This is a genomic window from Yimella sp. NH-Cas1 (genome assembly GCF_022359705.1).
Taxonomy (GTDB): Bacteria; Actinomycetota; Actinomycetes; order Actinomycetales; family Dermatophilaceae; genus Yimella; species Yimella lutea.
Map to the genome: position 1 here is coordinate 1,655,336 of NZ_JAKSGG010000003.1, position 18,214 is coordinate 1,673,549.

The 18,214-nt window shown below is 66.6% G+C and carries 19 protein-coding genes and 1 pseudogene; 8 read left to right on the forward strand and 12 right to left on the reverse strand.

What is annotated here, in order from left to right; all coding sequences use genetic code 11:
* Positions 1-82 precede the first annotated feature (82 nt).
* The 5 genes and pseudogenes from MF407_RS15860 to MF407_RS08335 form a co-directional block, all read right to left on the reverse strand.
* Positions 83-610: pseudogene (locus MF407_RS15860) on the reverse strand (ROK family protein); the annotation flags it as partial.
* Positions 607-1,101, reverse strand: coding sequence for a hypothetical protein (locus MF407_RS08320; RefSeq protein WP_239702002.1), 495 nt, complete (start codon positions 1,099-1,101; stop codon positions 607-609). The pseudogene MF407_RS15860 and the gene MF407_RS08320, both read right to left, overlap by 4 nt.
* Complete coding sequence (locus MF407_RS15865) at positions 1,098-2,099, reverse strand: hypothetical protein (RefSeq protein ID WP_239702003.1); 1,002 nt, start codon at positions 2,097-2,099, stop codon at positions 1,098-1,100. Before MF407_RS15865 ends, MF407_RS08320 begins: the two co-directional genes overlap by 4 nt.
* Positions 2,096-2,539 carry an SRPBCC family protein gene (locus MF407_RS08330; RefSeq protein WP_129624015.1) on the reverse strand — a complete coding sequence of 148 codons (444 nt, stop codon included), beginning with the start codon at positions 2,537-2,539 and terminating at the stop codon, positions 2,096-2,098. Before MF407_RS08330 ends, MF407_RS15865 begins: the two co-directional genes overlap by 4 nt.
* 888 nt (positions 2,540-3,427) lie before the next feature.
* Positions 3,428-3,664, reverse strand: a complete 237-nt coding sequence (locus MF407_RS08335; protein ID WP_239702004.1) for a hypothetical protein — start codon at positions 3,662-3,664, stop codon at positions 3,428-3,430.
* Between the two features lie 211 nt (positions 3,665-3,875).
* Here MF407_RS08335 and MF407_RS08340 point away from each other — a divergent pair, with 211 nt between their 5' ends.
* Both MF407_RS08340 and MF407_RS08345 read left to right on the forward strand, forming a co-directional pair.
* Complete coding sequence (locus tag MF407_RS08340; protein ID WP_239702005.1) at positions 3,876-5,615, forward strand: DEDD exonuclease domain-containing protein; 1,740 nt, start codon at positions 3,876-3,878, stop codon at positions 5,613-5,615.
* Complete coding sequence (locus MF407_RS08345) at positions 5,612-5,893, forward strand: Lrp/AsnC ligand binding domain-containing protein (RefSeq protein WP_129624019.1); 282 nt, start codon at positions 5,612-5,614, stop codon at positions 5,891-5,893. Before MF407_RS08340 ends, MF407_RS08345 begins: the two co-directional genes overlap by 4 nt.
* Before the next feature lie 44 nt (positions 5,894-5,937).
* Here MF407_RS08345 and trpD read toward each other — a convergent pair whose 3' ends face one another.
* Positions 5,938-6,996 (reverse strand): anthranilate phosphoribosyltransferase, encoded by a 1,059-nt coding sequence (gene trpD, locus MF407_RS08350; protein ID WP_239702006.1) that lies wholly within the window; start codon positions 6,994-6,996, stop codon positions 5,938-5,940.
* Between the two features lie 4 nt (positions 6,997-7,000).
* Positions 7,001-7,444: a response regulator transcription factor gene (locus MF407_RS08355; protein WP_129624021.1), complete on the reverse strand. Its 444-nt coding sequence runs from the start codon at positions 7,442-7,444 to the stop codon at positions 7,001-7,003.
* Between the two features lie 284 nt (positions 7,445-7,728).
* Between MF407_RS08355 and MF407_RS08360 the strand changes: the two genes are divergently transcribed.
* From MF407_RS08360 to MF407_RS08385, 6 genes are read left to right on the forward strand one after another with little or no spacing between them, the layout of a single operon-like run.
* A complete protein-coding gene (locus MF407_RS08360; protein WP_129624152.1) occupies positions 7,729-8,307 on the forward strand; it encodes a heme-copper oxidase subunit III in 579 nt (192 codons plus the stop codon).
* Positions 8,308-8,353: 46 nt separating this feature from the next.
* On the forward strand, positions 8,354-9,142 hold the full coding sequence (locus tag MF407_RS08365; protein ID WP_129624022.1) for a c-type cytochrome: 789 nt from the start codon (positions 8,354-8,356) through the stop codon (positions 9,140-9,142).
* A gap of 32 nt (positions 9,143-9,174) precedes the next feature.
* Complete coding sequence (locus MF407_RS08370; RefSeq protein WP_239702007.1) at positions 9,175-10,251, forward strand: Rieske 2Fe-2S domain-containing protein; 1,077 nt, start codon at positions 9,175-9,177, stop codon at positions 10,249-10,251.
* Positions 10,248-12,059 (forward strand): ubiquinol-cytochrome c reductase cytochrome b subunit, encoded by a 1,812-nt coding sequence (locus MF407_RS08375; protein WP_239702008.1) that lies wholly within the window; start codon positions 10,248-10,250, stop codon positions 12,057-12,059. The genes MF407_RS08370 and MF407_RS08375 overlap by 4 nt, the downstream gene beginning before the upstream one ends.
* A 47-nt stretch (positions 12,060-12,106) precedes the next feature.
* Positions 12,107-12,904 carry a 2-phosphosulfolactate phosphatase gene (locus MF407_RS08380; RefSeq protein WP_239702009.1) on the forward strand — a complete coding sequence of 266 codons (798 nt, stop codon included), beginning with the start codon at positions 12,107-12,109 and terminating at the stop codon, positions 12,902-12,904.
* Entirely contained in the window at positions 12,901-13,269 is a 369-nt protein-coding gene (locus MF407_RS08385) for a metallopeptidase family protein (protein WP_239702010.1), read from the forward strand. The genes MF407_RS08380 and MF407_RS08385 overlap by 4 nt, the downstream gene beginning before the upstream one ends.
* A gap of 65 nt (positions 13,270-13,334) precedes the next feature.
* Here MF407_RS08385 and MF407_RS08390 read toward each other — a convergent pair whose 3' ends face one another.
* From MF407_RS08390 to MF407_RS08410, 5 genes are all read right to left on the reverse strand, one after another.
* A complete protein-coding gene (locus MF407_RS08390) occupies positions 13,335-13,748 on the reverse strand; it encodes a cytochrome c oxidase subunit 4 (RefSeq protein WP_129624027.1) in 414 nt (137 codons plus the stop codon).
* On the reverse strand, positions 13,745-15,472 hold the full coding sequence (gene ctaD / locus MF407_RS08395) for a cytochrome c oxidase subunit I (RefSeq protein ID WP_239702011.1): 1,728 nt from the start codon (positions 15,470-15,472) through the stop codon (positions 13,745-13,747). The genes MF407_RS08390 and ctaD overlap by 4 nt, the downstream gene beginning before the upstream one ends.
* The gene (gene coxB, locus MF407_RS08400) at positions 15,472-16,338 is read right to left on the reverse strand and encodes a cytochrome c oxidase subunit II (RefSeq protein ID WP_239702012.1); all 867 of its coding nucleotides are present in this window, start codon (positions 16,336-16,338) and stop codon (positions 15,472-15,474) included. The genes ctaD and coxB overlap by 1 nt, the downstream gene beginning before the upstream one ends.
* Before the next feature lie 186 nt (positions 16,339-16,524).
* Positions 16,525-17,202, reverse strand: a complete 678-nt coding sequence (aat, locus tag MF407_RS08405; protein WP_239702013.1) for a leucyl/phenylalanyl-tRNA--protein transferase — start codon at positions 17,200-17,202, stop codon at positions 16,525-16,527.
* Between the two features lie 19 nt (positions 17,203-17,221).
* Positions 17,222-18,202: a carbohydrate kinase family protein gene (locus MF407_RS08410; RefSeq protein ID WP_239702014.1), complete on the reverse strand. Its 981-nt coding sequence runs from the start codon at positions 18,200-18,202 to the stop codon at positions 17,222-17,224.
* Positions 18,203-18,214: the final 12 nt, after the last annotated feature.

The following is an 18,214-nucleotide window of genomic DNA, read 5'->3' on the forward strand; positions in this document are numbered from 1 at the left end:
GCGAGCCACCGGCGACCAGTGCGCGGGCTTCACGCACGAGGGCGCGACCGCTGCCGTAGCTCTCCAGGCATCCGCGGTTGCCGCACCCGCAGCGAATACCGTCGGGCACCACGCGCATGTGACCGATCTCGGCGGCGATGCCGTAGGAGCCCCGGAAGAGCTCACCGTCGATGATCACGCCACCACCGACTCCGGTACCGATCGTGATCATCACCATGTCGTCGACGTCGTGGCCGGCTCCGTGGATGAACTCGCCGTAGGCAGCGGCGTTCGCGTCGTTCTCGATCGTCACTTCGATGTCGACCGACTTCTCAAGTCGTTCCTTGAGCGGTTCGTCGCGCCAAGCGAGGTTGGGTGAGAACAGGACCGTGGTCCCGGACTTGTCGATGTATCCCGCACACGCCACGCCGGCCCGCTCCACGTCCTCGCCCTCGGCGAGATCGCTGATGACGTCGGCGACTGTCGCTGCGATCTCGTCCACGTTCTGCGCCGGGGAGTCGCGGCGGTCGCGCTTGAGGATCGTGCCGTCGGGGGCGATGAGTCCCCCGGCGATCTTCGTGCCGCCGATGTCGATACCGATGGTCGCTCGCGTCGAATTCACGCTGGTCATTCTGCCGAGTCACCGCCGCCGGTTCGGGGACGCGCGGCGTCCGGATCTGTGCCGGCTTCTGTCGTGACCGGAACCTTGTGCGTTCGCGGTGGCTGCTGGGCCTCGGCGGCCGACTTCTGCTCCGGCATGCCGCGACGTTGCCGGGCCGCTTCCTGCAGGCTCCCGGCGAGCATCCCGATGACATCGGCGATGCGTTCCATCGCGTCCGGGCCGAGGCTCTCGACGAACGAACCGATGCGGCAGACCGGACATACCGCACAGACCTTGGGTGCGTGTGTCGAACTGCAGTCACAGCCACCCGTGGTCGACTTCTCGGCTGACTCCTGCCTTGGTGCTTCCTGCGTGTCCGGAGCGGGAGCACCGGACGACTGAGCCGACGCCTGTGCCTGTGCCTGTGTGTCGGCCCACGCGCCGAGCGATTCCATCAGCTTGATCGCCTCATCGGCGACCGAGCCGGTCTCGGGCGCACGTGGTTCGGACTGCTGGTTCACGAAGTTTCCTCGGGCTGCGTCGGTTCGAATGTCACCCCAAGGATGCCTTGCCGAACCGTGGCACCTGTCGCGACATGGCGCGCAAGCAGTGAGGGAAGCACGAAGGTGCGGCGCGACTCCTGCACCGCAACGGTCAACCGGTTACCTGACTGTTCGAGTTCGACCTCTGCCGGATCGACGAACGGCAAGGGCAACTCCCAGGTGACAGCACCATCTCGCGCGTCCCCCCGGACGCTCGATTCCCGGCGCGGGTCTGCCAGCTTCTCGGCCCAGTTCCGGGGCAGGTCGGACCACATCGGAACTACCGGAGGGCCATCGCACAGCACGACGTCGTCCCCCGCGGTCACGACCGCCCCCAGACGGCACTGGGCAAGAGCGAGGGCGCAGGCGTGGTGCCGCACTTTCGCAGTCGGGCTCCCGTTCCTCGCACACAGAACGGACGCCGTCGCCCGGGACATCACCAGTTCGGACAACCGAACCGCGTCTTCCGCCACCGCCGCCAGTCGACTCGCGCCTGCTTTGTCGATGGCCGATGAACCCATCGCCAGAGCGATCACCGGACGCGTGGCGCGCAACCAGCCGCTGTGCAGGGGGCCCGCCTCGGACAGCAGCCACGGCAGCCGGTGAGCCTGCAGGACGAGTCCGGACAGCTGCGCCCCGGCGTCCACCACCACCCGGTCGAAGCGCTCGAGCAGGCGCGGGAGCTGCCACAGCGCCGGGCCGCCCGTGGCAGACAGCAGCGCCAGCGCCTGGTCCACCACGAACGGATCGAGCCCCCAGGACCGGGCCGCCGACGACAACATCTCCGGAAGGTCCACCTCCGGTCGGACCATCACGGCGTCGCGGTGTGTCGTCAGCGTGTGGGCACCGAATCTCGGGTCGAGTGAAACCACACCGACGCTGAGCCCGCGCGCGGCCCAGTCGTCGGCGAGCGCAGCGGCCCAGGTCGATGAACCGGAGCCTCCGGGGCCGCCGACCAGCAGCAGCCTGGGGCTCACCCCTCGGCGCGCTTCTTCAAGCCGGCGAGGGCCGTGTCGATGATCGTGCGCTCGGCCTTGTTGCGCAGCGCACCGATGAGCGGCATCTTCAAGGCGACCGCCAGCTTGTAGGTGACGGACGTCGTGTCGCCCGACCCGGTGATGCTGTAGGTGCCGTCGAGACCTTTGAGCAGGTCGGACCGCACCAGGTGCCAGCTGACCGATCCGGTGCCGTCCTCCGTGACGTCCCAGTCGTACTCCAGCACGTAGGTGTCGCGGATCGGTGCAGCGTCGAGGGTGAACTCGACCTGTTCCGGCCACCCGAGTTCGTCCTCGGAGAGCACCTTCGCGCTCTTCACCTGGGTCGCCCACTCGGGGTAGGCGTCGAAGTCGGCGATGATGTCGAGAACCGTCGCCGCGTCGGCGGCGATGTCGATCGTGGACTGGGTGCTGTCGGCCATGCGGCCACCCTATCGACGGCCGGATGCAAGTTTCGCCAGATGCTCGGCGAACGATGCACCGAGCGCCTCGCTGGGTGGCGGCGAAGGTGGCGTCGAACAGGTCGTCGAAGGGTCGCCCTCCGGCGACCGCGGAAACGACGAAACGGCGGTAGCCCACCGGATCGGTGCGCGTGAGCAGGAAGTCGCTGTAGGCGCAGGCGTGCTGGTAGGCGCGCTGAAGGTCGGCGGCGTCCGAGTCCAGCTGGGCGTCCGACGGTGGCCCGTATGGCCGGTCACCCGCTCGAACACGACGCACGAAGGTCGGTGCGTACTGCGCGAACGACAGACCGGATGCGTGCCAGGCCGTGAGCTCGGCCGCGCCCTCGGCAACCCATCGAGCAGCCGCGGAGCGAACCCCGAGCCGGACATGAGTGAACTCGTGAGAAAGGACGAAAACCCTGGCTGCTGAGGGAGATTCGAGGAGGGATGGCGAGATGAGGACGGTGCCGTCCTCGGTGGTGGTCGCAGTGACGGATCGTGCGTTGCGGTCCCCACCGGCAGCAACGAACGCGTCGTGGTCTGCGAAGGCGCGGAGGTGCGCGCCTGCCGACGGCCAGGGCGATTGATCACCCCACAAGGACGTGACGATGCTCGCCGCCTTCTCGGCGTCGCGGCTCACTGCTGCTCGCAGTTGCGTCGGCAGTCCTTGGGCGTCGAGCACGATGCGGGCGCGGTTCGTCGAACGGGCGGAGGTCGCCGACGTCTCGAACGACTCGGATTCGACAGATCGACCGCATGACGTCAGCACGGCGACACCGACCAGGCCGGCGAACCCCGTGAGGGCACCGCGACGGTCGACTTCAGCCATGGACACATCGTCGCCGATGGCGAGATCGGTGGAGCGCCAGGTCAGCCGACCGAACGCAGGCCCGTCTCATCCACCTCCACCTCGACGCTCGCGAGGTCCGCGACGTCGACGAGTCCGAGTGAGACGAACATGTCCAGCGCTGCTCGCTCGCCGCGGTCGAGTGCGGGCTGTCGCGGGGCGGGCGGGGCGAGTGCGTACAGATGGGTGACCATGCAGTCGCCACACATCCGGTCTCGGACCGGGCAGGTACGGCAGTCGATGTGCAGTTCGTCGTGCATGTGGTCCTCCTTCGGGTTCGGTCGGATCGCTTGGTCTCCGACTCGGTTTCCACTACGCCGAAGACGCTAAGGGTGAGCACCGACAACCTGCTCGGGCCCGACCTCGGACGAGCCGCGGACACGCCTCGAGCACGGCCCTCCCGACGCTGTCCACCGGCTGCGCCGCGCGTCCTACGGGTCGTTGTCGGTGGCGGCACCTAGCGTTCGGAACATGTCCACCAGACCGGTCGCAGTCCAGGCGACACTCGACGATCTCGGCACACCACTGTCCGATGTCACCTTCGTCGTGCTCGACCTGGAGACAACCGGCGGCGCACCCGCCGGCAGGAACATCACCGAGATCGGTGCGGTGAAGGTGCGCGGCGGCATCGTGCTGGGTGAGTTCCAGACGCTGGTGCGCCCGGGCGAGCCGATCCCGGCGTTCGTGTCCGTACTGACCGGCATCAGCAATGCGATGGTCGCCGGCGCGCCCCGTATCGACGCCGTGCTCGGCCCCTTTCTGGACTTCCTCGGTGACTGCGTGGTCGTCGCCCACAATGCGCCGTACGACGTCGGATTCCTCAAGGCCGCCTGTCGTGACACCGGCGCGGTGTGGCCGCGGCCGGCCGTGGTCGACACCGCGCACCTGGCTCGCCAACTCGTCACCTCCGACGAGGCGCCCAATCGCAAACTCGGCACGCTCGCCCATCTGTTCGGCGCCGCGACCACTCCCGATCACCGAGCGCTGCACGACGCGCGGGCAACCGTCGACGTCCTGCATGCGCTGACCGGACGAGTCGGCAATCTCGGCGTTCACACGCTCGAAGAACTCCAGACCTACAGCAAACGGGTCAGCCCGCAGCAACGGCGCAAGCGGGTGATCGCCGACGATCTGCCGTCCGCTCCGGGTGTCTATGTGTTCAAGGACGCGAACGGTCACGCCCTGTACGTCGGCACCTCCGTCGACATCAAGAAGCGCGTACGCAGTTACTTCACCGAGAGCGAGAAGCGCCGACGGATGCGCGAGATGGTCGGTCTGGCCGAGTCGGTCACTCCCGTCGTGTGTCAGACCGCACTCGAGGCGCAGGTGCGTGAGCTTCGGCTGATCGCGCAGCACAAGCCGCGGTTCAACCGCCGTTCGCGCTATCCGGAGCGGGCGGTGTGGGTGAAGCTGACCCAGGAACCCTTCCCGCGGCTGTCCGTCGTCTCCACGGTCCGCGCCGATGCCCGCTCTTACGTCGGCCCGTTCAACTCCAGGACCGCCGCCGAACAGGCCGTCACCGCGGTCCACGACGTCATCCCGCTGCGCCAGTGCACCAAACGGTTGTCGGCTCGGGGCGGGTCCACCGCTTGCGCGCTCTTCGATCTCGGCAAGTGCGGGGCGCCGTGCATCGGCGAGCAGTCCACCGACGAGTACGCCGACATCGCTGCCGACGCCGAACGGCTGCTGACCACCGACGCACGCCCGGTCGTCGACGTACTCACCGAACGGATGGAACGCCTCAGCGATCAGAGCCGGTACGAGGATGCGGCTGACGTGCGCGACCGGATGCTTTCGTTCGTCCGGGGCGCGGCACGCGCCCAGCGACTCGATCCGCTCGCCCGCACCCCAGAGGTCGTCGCAGCACGCCCCGGTGCGGTCGGAGGATGGGAGGTGGTCTGCGTGCGCTACGGCCGATTCGCCGGCACCACCCTCAGCCCACGCGGCGCAGATCCGATGCCCTACATCGCAGCACTGCGCGAAACAGCCGAGGTGGTCGCCGCGCCGGTGGCACCGGCTCCGGCCGCGCTCACCGAAGAAACCGAGAAGGTGCTGCACTGGCTCGAGCAGCCGGGAGTTCGGATCGTGCACACCGACGGAGTGTGGGTGTGCCCGATCAACGGGGCCGCCGGCACCAGAACCCGATTGGAGAAGCAGATGTCCTTGGCGCAGGGCACCCGCGCCGACGCCGGCGATAGGGTGGCCGGGTGATCTCAGCCATCGTTCTCATCACCGCCGACGTCCACCGCATCCCCGAGGTCGCCCAGGAGATCTCCGAGATCAAGGGCATCGCAGAGGTCTACTCGGTCACCGGCGATGTCGACCTCATCGCGGTCGCGAAGGTCGCACGCCACGAGGACTTCGCCGACGTGATCGCCGATCGCCTCAACAAGGTCGAGGGGGTACTCGACTCACGCACCCACATCGCGTTCCGCACGTACTCCTCGGACGACCTCGGAGCTGCCTTCGCACTCGGCCTCGACGAGTAGTAGCCGCAGCACCGACGTCTGGTGACGTCTGGTGACGCCTGGGGTCAGGCGTTCTGCGTGGAGTTGATCCAACGTTCCAAGGCGGCTTTGGCCGCGCCGCTGTCGATCGACCTCTCGGCGGCGCCGATGCCCCGCGAGAGGGCACCGTCCAGGTCGGAATCGGCGCCGAAGCGTCCACCGCTTCCCGACTCCACCACCGCAAGGGCGATGCCTGCATTCAGCAACACGGCGTCCCGCACCGGTCCGGTCGAGCCGTCCATGACCTCGCGCACCACCTGCGCGTTGTGCATGCCGTCGCCCCCGCGCAGCGCCTCCAGCGGTGCCCGCTGCAGGCCGTGATTCTCCGGATCGATCGAGTGCTCGCTGATCTCACCGTCGTGAATCCACCACACCGTGGACGTCGTCGACAACGTCAGTTCGTCCAGGCCGTCGTCGCCGCGGAACACTGCGGCGTTCTGCCCACGTTCGGCGAAGACTCCGGCGACCAGCGGGGCGACCCGCGGGTCGGCGACGCCGACCGCCCGGTACTTCGGGTCGGCCGGATTGGTCATCGGTCCGAGCACGTTGAACGCGGTCGTGACGCCCATTTCCCTTCGGGTCGCCGCGGCGTGACGCATGCTCGGGTGGAAGGTCTGGGCGAAGCAGAAGGTGATCCCGGCCTCGTCCGCGACCTTCTTGACCTGAGCCGGAGTCAGGTCGAGACGGACGCCGAGCGCCTCCATGACGTCGGCCGCGCCGGACGACGACGACGCAGCGCGGTTGCCGTGCTTGACGATCCTGGCGCCTGCGCCGGCGCAGACGATCGACGACATGGTCGAGATGTTCACCGTGTGTGCCCGGTCGCCACCGGTACCGACGATGTCGAGGGTGTCGCCCTCGACGCTGATCGGCTGCGCGTGCGCCACCATGACGTCGGCCAACCCCCGAAGTTCGACGACGGTCTCACCCTTGGCGCGCAACGCGACCAGGAAGCCCGCGAGCTGGGAGGGCGATGCATTGCCGGACATGATCTCGTTCATCGCCCAGGACGTCTGATCGAGCGAGAGATCGTCGCCGTCCAGCAGCGAGTTGAGGATGATCGGCCAGGTCAGCGGTGCCGTCACCGGCTCAGCCCTGTCGAGCGACGGAGGCAATCGCGTTCGCGAGGACGAGCGGATCGATGGGGTGCGGCACGGCTGCTTCCGCCTGCGACCAGGACGCGAGCCAACCGTCCGCGGCTCGACCGGTCAGCACCAGCACCTTCGGGCAGTTCACGATCTCGTTCTTCAGCTGGCGGGTGAGCCCGAGGCCACCGACCGGAGCGGCTTCACCGTCGAGAATGAGCAGGTCGTACGTCTCGCTCTCGACCGCCTCGATCACGGCCGGGGCGGTGGCGCACTCGCGCCACGCGACGATCTCCACGTCGCGAGCCGGACGGCGACCGACACCGACGCGCACTGCGTCGCGGGTCGCGCTGTCGTCGCTGTAGAGCAGGACGGTCAACTGACGCGGGCCGGAGGACTGCTCCGACCGGGCGGCTTCGGCCGCGGGAACCGGCACGTTCGAACTCATGTCGTTGATGCTACCGACCTCACGGTCGGTGCTCGTTCGCGCCCGACCACAACGAACCGCAGATCACAACCCCATCACGGCCGCATTCGCTTGTGCCGCACCAAATCCCCGCAACGGCGCGGGCACTCAACCCGCCTGATGCTCGTTGAGTCACGGGAAGTTCACGAAACCGGGGGGTCGATGGCGCACGTCGGACCCAATGGGGACATAATGGCGCCGTGGCGACAGCAACTACTGCTCACTCGAGCTCCCCCGGTACCAGCCCCGCGGTGACCCGGCCGAACATGACCGCCGTCGGAACGATGGTGTGGCTCTCCAGCGAGCTGATGTTCTTCGCCGGTCTGTTCGCGATGTACTTCACGATTCGCGCCGTTGCGCCGGATCTATGGGCCGATCGCACTGAAGCCCTGAACGTCCCCTTCGCGACGGTCAACACCCTGATCCTGGTGATCTCCTCGGTCTGGTGTCAGCTCGGCGTCTTCAAGGCCGAGGCCGGCCAGCCCGCTCGCACCGGCTCCCTGCTCCAGGTCGGCAAGTGGGGCATGCGCGAGTGGTACGCCCTCACCTACGTCTTCGGCGCGATCTTCGTGTCCGGTCAGGTGTATGAGTACTCCGAGATGTTCAGCCACGGCATCTCGATGGACTCCGACGCTTACGGCTCGATGTTCTACATGACCACCGGCTTCCACGGCGTCCACGTCGCGGCCGGTCTGGTCGCCTTCCTGCTGATCATCGGCCGCACCTTCACCACGCGCCGCTACACCCACCACCAGGCCACCGGCGCCATCGTGACCTCCTACTACTGGCACTTCGTCGACGTGGTGTGGATCGCGCTGTTCGCGACCATCTACCTGCTCCAGTGACGACTCCCCCGACCGCTCCGACCGCTCGACGACAGGACAAAGCCTCGTGAGTTCCCTCGCCGCCCGCCGCCGGCATCCCGCCGCACTCCTGGTCGTGCTTCTGCTCGGCCTGGTGCTCACCGGTGGCCTGTACGCACTGTTCGCCCCCAAGAACGCCGACGCCTCCAACGCGAGCGTCGCGTCCGCCGACCAGGTGTCCGAGGGCAAGCAGCTGTTCCTGTCCAACTGCGCCAGCTGCCACGGCATCTCCGCCGCCGGTGGCCCCAACGGCCCGTCGCTGGTCGGTGTCGGAGCCGCAGCCGTCGACTTCCAGGTGGCCACGGGCCGCATGCCGATGCAGCAGCCCGGTGTCCAGGCCGGACGAGCCACCCCGCAGTTCGACCAGAAGCAAACCAACGCGTTGGCCGCCTATGTCGCCTCCCTCGGTGACGGCCCGGCCGTTCCGAGCAAGGAGTACACCTCCGGTGGCGGCAACATCGCCAAGGGTGGCGAGCTGTTCCGCGTCAACTGCGCCATGTGCCACAACTTCGCCGGTTCCGGTGGTGCTCTGACCCGCGGTAAGTACGCGCCGCCGCTGATGAACGTCAGCGAGAAGCACATCTACGAGGCGATGCTCACCGGCCCGCAGTCGATGCCGGTCTTTAACGACACGAACCTGTCGCCGAAGGACAAGCAGGACGTCATCGCGTACCTGAAGTACATCGAGACCGAGGCATCGCCGGGCGGCCACAGCCTCGGCAACCTGGGCCCGGTCGCCGACGGCCTGTTCGCCTGGACCATCTTCATCGGCATCCTCATCGGCTTCGCCGTCTGGCTGGGCAAGAAGGCGGCGTGATGACAGACCCCACTCCGCAGGAGGATCCCGCAGTGACGAACCAAGTCGCACGGCACTCGAACGACGCGCACGGCAGCCACGGCACCGCGGTCGCGTCGCACGGGGCCGCCGACACCCCGGAGAACTTCGAGAACCCGGGACTCCCCCCGCACATCCACCGTCACGGTGACCACGACGAGAAGGCCGCGAAGCGCTCCGAACTCCAGGTCGTCACGATGTTCGGTCTGTCGATGTTGTTCACGCTGCTGTTCATCGTGAGCTACTTCGCGATCGGCCAGGACGCCACTGTCACGCTGCCGCTGAGCGGCAAGGTGGGCGCGAGCCACACCGCACTCGGCGTGACGCTCGGTCTGTCGATCCTGTTCATCGGCCTGGGCGCCATCCACTGGGCCAAGACGCTGATGTCGGACGAGGAAGTCGTCGAGGAGCGCCACCCGCTGCGCTCGGACGACGAGACCCGCGACAGCGTCGTGAAGACCCTCGCCGACGCGGGCGAGTCCACCCACCTGACGCGTCGTCCGCTGTTGAAGATGACGATGGGCGGTGCACTCGGCCTGTTCGCACTCCCCCTCGGCCTGCAGCTGCTGGGCTCGATGGGTCCGATGCCGCGCAACGACCTCGAGGTCACCCTTTGGGGCAAGAAGCTCAACGGCAAGAACCGTCGCCTGATGCGCGACCCCGCCGGCACCGCGATCCGTCTGTCCGATGTCACTCTCGGTTCGGTGTTCCACGTGCTGCCCGAAGGCGTGAACGAGACCGAGCACCCGCTGAACGAAAAGGCCAAGTCCTCGGTCATCCTGGTCAGCCTCGACGAGAACAAGATCAAGTCGCAGAAACAGCGTGACTGGGGCATCGGGGGCGTCGTCGCCTACTCCAAGATCTGCACCCACGTCGGCTGTCCGGTCGGCCTGTACGAACAGCAGACGCACCACCTGCTGTGCCCGTGTCACCAGTCGACCTTCGACATGACCGAGGACTGCAAGGTCATCTTCGGCCCGGCCAAGCGTCCGCTGCCACAGTTGAAGATCTCGGTCGATGACGAGGGTTACCTGGTCGCCGACGGCGACTTCGCCGACGCTGTCGGCCCGAGCTTCTGGGAGCTTGCATGAGTACCGCTGCACACCGTCCTGCGGACGCCCTGCGCACCGACGATCGCACCGACGCCCCGAAGAAGAGCGGCGGCCCGGCCGGCGCGATCGGCAACTGGGTCGACGAGCGCACCGGCGCTGCGAAGGCTGCCAAGTTCTTGATGAAGAAGGTCTTCCCGGACCACTGGTCGTTCATGCTCGGCGAGATCGCGATGTACTCGATGATCGTCGTGCTGATCACCGGCACCTTCCTGACCTTCTGGTTCGTGCCGAGCATGGGCCACACGGTCTACGACGGCTCCTACGTGCCGATGCAGGGCGTGCCGATGTCGGAGGCCTTCGCGTCCACCATCGACATCTCCATGGACGTGCGCGGTGGTCTGCTGATCCGTCAGATGCACCACTGGGGCGCGCTGATCTTCCTCGTGTCGATCATGCTGCACATGTTCCGTGTGTTCTTCACCGGAGCCTTCCGCAAGCCGCGTGAGATCAACTGGGTCATCGGACTGCTGCTGTTCATGCTCGCGATGATCGAGGGCTTCGCCGGCTACTCGCTGCCGGACGACCTGCTGTCCGGTACGGGTGTCCGCGCCGCCCAGGGCTTCATCCTCAGCGTCCCGGTCATCGGCACCTACATCGCCTACGGCCTGTTCGGTGGCGGCTTCCCGGGTGAGGCGATCATCCCCCGCCTGTACACCGTCCACGTGCTGCTGCTGCCGGCGCTTCTGATCGGCCTGTTCACCGCGCACATCCTGCTGGTGATGGTGCACAAGCACACCCAGTACCCCGGGCCGGGTCGCACCGAGAAGAACGTCGTCGGCTTCCCGCTGATGCCGGTCTACACGGCCAAGGCCGGTGGCTTCTTCTTCATCGTGTTCGGTGTCATCGCCCTGGTGTCCGCACTGGTGACCATGAACCCGATCTGGTTGTACGGCCCGTACGAGCCGACGCAGGTGACTGCCGGCTCGCAGCCCGACTGGTACATGGGCTTCGCCGACGGCGCGTTGCGACTGCTACCGGGCTGGCTCGAATTCAACCTGCTGGGCCACACCTACAGCTTCAACGTGATGATCGGCGCCGTGCTGCTCATCCCACTGATGTGGACCGCGATGGGTATCTACCCGTTCCTGGAGCGCTGGGTCACCGGTGACACCAAGGAGCATCACCTGCTCGACCGCCCGCGCAACAACCCGACGCGCACCGGCATCGGCATGGCGTTCATCACGTTCTACTTCATCCTGCTGTTCGCAGCCGGTAACGACCTGATGGCGATCAAGCTGCATCTGTCGATCAACGACATCACCTGGTTCTTCCGCATCATGGTGTTCCTCGGCCCGATCATCGCTTTCTGGGTGACCAAGCGGATCTGCCTGAGTCTGCAGCGTCGCGACCGCGATCTCGTCCTGCACGGACGCGAGACCGGGCGTATCGTCCGCACGGCCGACGGTCGCTTCTTCGAGGCCCACGAGCCGATCGACGAGTACAAGCGTTGGCCGCTGGTGTCGTACAAGTCCTACCGCCCGGTCGAGGCCGGTCCGGACGTCGACGCGAACGGTGTGCGCCGCAAGGGCACCAAGGGCGAGAAGCTGCGCGCCAAGCTGTCGAACTTCTACTTCAGTGACCGCATCGAGCCGGTGACCCCGGCCGAGCTCGCAGCCGAGCACCACACGCACGGCCGCGAAGCCGAACTGGAGCAGGCTGCGATCGCCGCCACCAAGAAGCCGTCCTTCGGGCACTTCTCCGGTGTCGGTACCGCGCAGGAACTCGGCGAGCACAGCGCGTACAACCGTCGCGACACCGACGACCGCGAGACCAGCGACACCCACTGATCTCGCACCCTGTCACCGAACCACACCGACGAACCGGCTGATCACCTATGAAGAATGCGGACAATCCCGCTCTCCTGCAAGGTCATTGGCCGGTTCGTTGTGTCTGGGGTGGCTCGGGCGCGCGGCACATGGCCCTCGAGGCGAAGGCACCGTTGCTCGCCGTCGTGGTGGACGTGTGCAGTTTCAGCACCTGCGTCTCGCTGGCAACCGATCGAGGCGCGGTCGTCTACCCGTACCGATGGCGCGACTCCGGTGCCGCCCGTCTGGCCGAGAAGACCGGAGCGGTGCTGGCCAGTCAACGGCATGAGCGCGGGGTCGGAGATCCGCCCGGACAATTGTCGCTGTCCCCCGCCTCGATCCTGGCCGCAGCACCCTTCAAGGCCCTGGTGCTTCCCTCCCCCAACGGCTCGACGATCAGCGCTGCCCTGGCAGAGACCGGGGCTGAGGTCGTCGTGGGCTGCCTGCGCAATGCGCGTGCAGTCTGCGAGCATGCCGCCACGCACCTGGAGAACGGCGGCGAAGTGCTGGTCGTGCCGGCCGGCGAACGCTGGCCCGACGGCACGATGCGCGTCGCCAGCGAAGATCTCTGGGGCGCCGGCGCCATCCTGTGCGGGCTGCCCGCCGAAGCTCGCTCCCCCGAAGCTGAGGTCGCCGTGGAGGCGTACCGCGCGGTGAAACGTACATTGGCCGGCCGGTTGAAGACCATCAGCAGTGGCATCGAGCTCATCTCCAAGGGTTACGGCGACGACGTCAACCTCATCGGTCAGCTGAACGCCAGTAACGGCGTACCCAAGCTTGTCGACGGCGCCTTCCAGGCGACGCGTCAGCCACGCCAGTTGACGTGACCGTCCCGCTGTCCCGCGCGGACTTCGAGGACGCCGTCGCCGATGCCCTCGACGAGATCCCGCAGGACCTCTTCGACCGCCTGGACAACGTCGTCATCCTGATCGAGGACGAGCCGACGGACGAACAACGTGGTGAACACGCCGAGCTGCTGGGCCTGTACGTCGGTATCCCGCTGCCCCAGCGCATGGACAGCTACAGGTACGGCTCCTTGCCCGACCGCATCTTCCTGTTCCAGGGCCCGCTCACCCGGCACAGCCGTGACCGGGCCGACCTCATCGAACAGATCCGCGTCACCACGCTGCACGAGATCGGCCACTACTTCGGCATCGACGACGACCGTCTGCACGAACTCGGCTGGGGCTGAGCATCACCGCACGCGAGAGCCCCGGCCGAGTGGGCCGGGGCTCGTCGTGTTGTCTTGTGCGTGCGTCAGACGGAGTCCTCACCGCGGAAGAACTCGAAGGTCCAACCGATCGCACCGATGACCAGGACCGGCATCGAGATGATGACGATCCACCACCCGACGGCGGCACCGAACATCACCAGCGCGCACCCGAAAGCCAGGATCAGCGGCCACCACGAGTGCGGCGCGAAGAAGCCGAAGTCACCTTCGACGTCCGAGATCTCGCCGTCGGGGTCGTCGTCCGGACGCGGGTCGCTCTTCTTGCCGGAAAGGGAGAAGAAGAAGCCGCACATGAAACACAGACCGGCGGTCAGCAGCAGGCCGGCAACACCGACCGGCTCGATACCTCGAGCGTCCCGCATGGTGAAGAAGGTGTAGATCGCGAACACCAGCAGGATGAAAATGCCGATCCCGTAGAAGAGCCTTGCTTCGGTCTTCATCGCACGTCACCTTCCCGTCCGGCGGAGATGTCCGCCAGAACCTTCTTCGATGCCGAGACGGACGGCGGTGCGGCCTCGGGGTGGTTGAGGTCGAACGCCGGACGCTCCGAGCGGATCCGCGGGATGCGGTCGAAGTTGTGACGTGGCGGCGGGCAGGAGGTCGCCCACTCCAGCGAGGCGCCGTAGCCCCACGGGTCGTCGGTCTCCACCATCGGAGCGGTGCGCCAGGTCTTCCACACGTTGTAGAAGAACGGCAGCATCGAGACGCCCAGGATCATCGAACCGACGGTCGAAACCTGGTTCATGAACTGGAAGCCGTCCTCCGGCAGGTAGTCGGCGTACCGGCGCGGCATGCCGTCGACACCCAGCCAGTGCTGGATGAGGAAGGTCATGTGGAAGCCGATGAACAGCAACCAGAAGTGGATCTTGCCGAGGGTCTCGTCCAGCATCCGACCGGTGAACTTGGGCCACCAGAAGTAGAAGCCGGCGAACATCGCGAACACGACGGTGCCGAAGATCACGTAGTGGAAGTGCGCGACCACGAAGTAGGAGTCGGTCAGCGAGAAGTCCAGGGCCGGGCTGGCCAGGATGACACCGGTTAGACCGCCGAACAAGAAGGTCACCAGGAAGCCGAGCGCCCACAACATCGGAGTCTCGAAGGTGATCGATCCGCCCCACATGGTGCCGATCCAGTTGAAGAACTTCACACCGGTCGGGACGGCGATGAGCATCGTCATCACCGCGAAGAACGGCAACAGCACCTGCCCGGTCGCGTACATGTGGTGGGCCCAGACGCTCACCGACAGAGCGGCAATGGCGACGGTGGCCATGACCAGACCCTTATAGCCGAAGATCGGCTTACGGCTGAACACCGGCAGGATCTCGGAGATGATCCCGAAGAACGGCAGGGCGATGATGTAGACCTCTGGATGCCCGAAGAACCAGAACATGTGTTGCCAGAGCATCGCTCCACCCGTTTCCGGGTCGAAGACATGTGCACCGAACACCCGGTCCATGCCGAGGCCGAACATCGCGGCGGCCAGCACCGGGAACACGATCAGCGCCAGGATCGAGGTGATCAGCACCGTCCAGGTGAACATCGGCATGCGGAACATCGTCATACCGGGCGCACGCATGCACACGATCGTCGTGATGAAGTTGACCGAACCGAGGATCGTGCCGAAACCACCGAGGCCGAGGCCGAAGACCCAGAGGTTTCCGCCGAGACCGGGGCTGAAGGTGGAGTTGCTCAGCGGGGCGTACGCGAACCAACCGAAGGCGGCCGCACCCTGCGGGGTCAGGAAGCCGAACGCGGCGATCAGTCCGCCGAACAGGTACAGCCAGTAGGCGAACATGTTCAGGCGCGGGAACGCGACGTCCGGAGAACCGATCTGCAGCGGCACCAGCGCGTTGGCGAAGCCGGCGAACAGCGGCGTCGCGAACAACAACAGCATGATCGTGCCGTGCATCGTGAACAACTGGTTGAACTGCTCGGGGTTGTCGACGACCGACAGACCCGGCGCCCACAACTCTGCGCGGATCATGAGGGCGAGCACGCCACCGAGAAGGAAGAACAGGAAGGAGGAGATGAAGTAGAGGTTGCCGATGACCTTGTGGTCGGTGGAGGTGATCCACTTGACCACGGTGCGGCCGGGGTGACGCTGCGGCGGACCCTTGGGGCTGTCGCCCCCGAGCTGGGCTCCGACCGGAGTGGTGGTTGCCATTACTTGGTTCCTTCCACGACGTCGTCCTGGTCGAACCCGGCGGGCAGGTACTGCTGCTCACCCGGTGCGAAGGTCGAGCCCTTGCGCGCCATCGAGTTGGACAAGAATCCGTTGTAGCCACGGTCCTTGAGCGACTGGATGTGCTTGTTGTAGTCGGCCTCGCTGACGACCTTCACGTTGAAGAGCATCTGCGAGTGGTAGGCGCCGCAGAGTTCGGCGCACTTGCCCTTGTAGGTGCCGATCTCGGACGGGGTGACCTGGAATTTGTTCACCCGGCCCGGAATCATGTCCATCTTCTGCAGGAACTGGATCACCCAGAAGGTGTGAATGACGTCGCGAGCAGTCAGCACGAACTCGACCCGCTTGTTCACGGGGAGGTAGAGCGTCGGGATCGTCTTCTCCGCGCCCGGCTTGCCGTCCATGACGGCCTGGGTGCCCACGTCGTATGCCTTCTCGTCGACGTAGTTGAAGTCCCAGCTCCACTGCTTGCCGACGACGTTGACCGTCACGTCGGGCTTCTGGGAGGTGTCGAGCATCTTGTTCTCGATCTCGACCGTCTTGCCGAACAGCACCGCGACCATCAGGATCGGCACGACCGTGAAGAGGATCTCGATCGGCACGTGGTAGGCGATCTGCGGCGGAAGACCGGTGTCGGTCTTCTTACGGCGGTAGCGCGCCATGCACCAGAACATCAGCGCCCACACGAAAACACCGACGCCCATGGCCCACGCCCAGGTCGCGACCCAGAAGTCGGTGATCTCCGGCGAGAGCTCGGTGACGCCCTTGGGCAGGAAGCCCCGCTCTTGGTATTCGGTGCACCCGCTGAGCAGCAGCGCTGCGCCGCCGAGGCCGACCGCGCGGATCATGTGCGTCCGCGTCCGCTGACGTGAAGACCCCACGGAGGGGTTTGTCTTGGTTCCAGGCACGCTGAAACCATATCCCAACCTCGTTCGTTTGCGCGGCCAGGGTGGACCGCTCGGCCTGTCCTGTCACCGGATCGATGCGTATCCGGCACGTCCTGCTTGGGACGCTCCCGCCGGGATCGGTGCGGATCACACGAAACCGGCGGGCGGAGGCTGCAAGAGCGCTGTTTCGAGCAACGCCCGGTACCGCTCACGAGACACCGATCGGACGCCCTGCCTGGCTAGGTGCGGCGTCTGCCACTGCACGTCGAAGAGGCGGTTCTCCCCCGCGTCGTCGAACACCAGATCGACCGCCGCCCAGAGCGCGACCTTGCTGGCGTCGGTGACCCGATGGAACATCGACTCCCCGGCGAACAGCCCGCCGACGGACACCCCGTACAACCCGCCGACCAGGTCGCCGTGCTTCGACCAGACCTCGATCGAGTGCGCCCGACCGAGTGCGTGCAGACGTCCGTAGGCCTGCGCGATGGTGTCGGTGATCCAGGCGCCCGAGCGGGAGGGGTCGGCGCAGCCGGCGACGACCTCGTCGAACGCGGCGTCGACGGTGATCTCGAACTGCGGCCGGCTTCGGCGCAGCGACCGGGACACATGGTGGTCGCCGTGCAGCAGGACGCCGCGCGGGCTGGGTGACCACCAACCCATCGGCGGCGCGCCCCCCTCACTCATGCCCATCGGGAAGAACCCGTGCCGGTAGGCGTCCACCAACGTGGCAGGGGCGAGATCCGCACCACCGATGACGAAGTCACCGGAGTGCGGCGGGATGTCGACCTCGAAGTCGTACCGCGAGGGCGGGAGTTCTGCCGGCATCGGACTGACCGGGCCCGACTCAAGCCTTCTTCAGGTGCGCCTCGATGTCGGCACGGGCGTCGGCGCCGTACGCCTGCTCGAAACGGTCGAGGAACTCGGCGTGCTTCAGCTCGTACTCCTGGGTGCCGACGGTCTCCACCACGTAGGTGGCGAGCATCGAGCCCACCTGAGCACACCGCTCGAGGGGGAGTTCCCAGGCCAGACCGCACAGGAAACCGGCGCGGAAGGCGTCCCCGACACCGGTCGGATCGGCCTTGGTGCGCTCCCCCGCGACACCGACCTCGATGGGCTCTTCGCCGTGACGCAGCACGACGGCGCCGTCCTTGCCCTTGGTCATCACCTGTACGCCGACCCGACCGAGCACCTCGTCCGCGCTCCAGCCGGTCTTCTGCTGGACCAATTGCGCCTCGTACTCGTTGGTGAACAGGTAGGCGGCGCCGTCGATGAGTTCGCGGATCAGCGGTCCGTCACCGAACGCGAGTTGCTGCGAGGGGTCGGCGACGAAGTCGATGCCGCGGTTGCGGCACTCGCTGGTGTGGCGGCGCATCGCCTCGGGGTCGTTGGGGCCGATGAGCACCAGGTCGAGGCCACCGAGGCGAGCCGCGACGGGCGCCAGTTCGATCTCGCGCGCCTCGGTCATCGCGCCGGCGTAGAAGGTCGCCATCTGGGCCATGTCGTTGTCGGTGGTGCACACGAACCTCGCCGTGTGCTTGGTCTCGGACGTGTGCACCGACTTGCAGTCGACGTCATGGCGCTCGAGCCACGATCGGTAGTCGGCGAAGTCCTCACCCACCGCACCGACCAGGGCCGGACGCACACCGAGGTTGCCCATACCGAATGCGATGTTCGCTGCCACGCCACCGCGGCGGATCTGCAGGTCCTGCGCCAGGAAGCTCACCGAGATCTTGTCGAGCTGCTCGACCACCAGCGAGTCGGCGAAGCGACCGTCGAAGGTCATCAGGTGGTCGGTGGCAATGGAACCGGTGACGGCGATCTTCATGGCCTGCAACCT

What these genes read in the sequence shown, in the direction of transcription:
- MF407_RS08410 (WP_239702014.1), bottom strand. Translation starts at nt 18,202, where the DNA reads ATGAAGATCGCCGTCACCGGTTCCATTGCCACCGACCACCTGATGACC.
- MF407_RS08330 (WP_129624015.1), bottom strand. Translation starts at nt 2,539, where the DNA reads ATGGCCGACAGCACCCAGTCCACGATCGACATCGCCGCCGACGCGGCG.
- MF407_RS08375 (WP_239702008.1), top strand. Translation starts at nt 10,248, where the DNA reads ATGAGTACCGCTGCACACCGTCCTGCGGACGCCCTGCGCACCGACGAT.
- MF407_RS08340 (WP_239702005.1), top strand. Translation starts at nt 3,876, where the DNA reads ATGTCCACCAGACCGGTCGCAGTCCAGGCGACACTCGACGATCTCGGC.
- MF407_RS08390 (WP_129624027.1), bottom strand. Translation starts at nt 13,748, where the DNA reads ATGAAGACCGAAGCAAGGCTCTTCTACGGGATCGGCATTTTCATCCTG.
- MF407_RS08335 (WP_239702004.1), bottom strand. Translation starts at nt 3,664, where the DNA reads ATGCACGACGAACTGCACATCGACTGCCGTACCTGCCCGGTCCGAGAC.
- MF407_RS08360 (WP_129624152.1), top strand. Translation starts at nt 7,729, where the DNA reads ATGACCGCCGTCGGAACGATGGTGTGGCTCTCCAGCGAGCTGATGTTC.
- MF407_RS08355 (WP_129624021.1), bottom strand. Translation starts at nt 7,444, where the DNA reads ATGAGTTCGAACGTGCCGGTTCCCGCGGCCGAAGCCGCCCGGTCGGAG.
- ctaD (WP_239702011.1), bottom strand. Translation starts at nt 15,472, where the DNA reads ATGGCAACCACCACTCCGGTCGGAGCCCAGCTCGGGGGCGACAGCCCC.
- coxB (WP_239702012.1), bottom strand. Translation starts at nt 16,338, where the DNA reads ATGATCCGCGCGGTCGGCCTCGGCGGCGCAGCGCTGCTGCTCAGCGGG.
- aat (WP_239702013.1), bottom strand. Translation starts at nt 17,202, where the DNA reads ATGCCGGCAGAACTCCCGCCCTCGCGGTACGACTTCGAGGTCGACATC.
- MF407_RS08380 (WP_239702009.1), top strand. Translation starts at nt 12,107, where the DNA reads ATGAAGAATGCGGACAATCCCGCTCTCCTGCAAGGTCATTGGCCGGTT.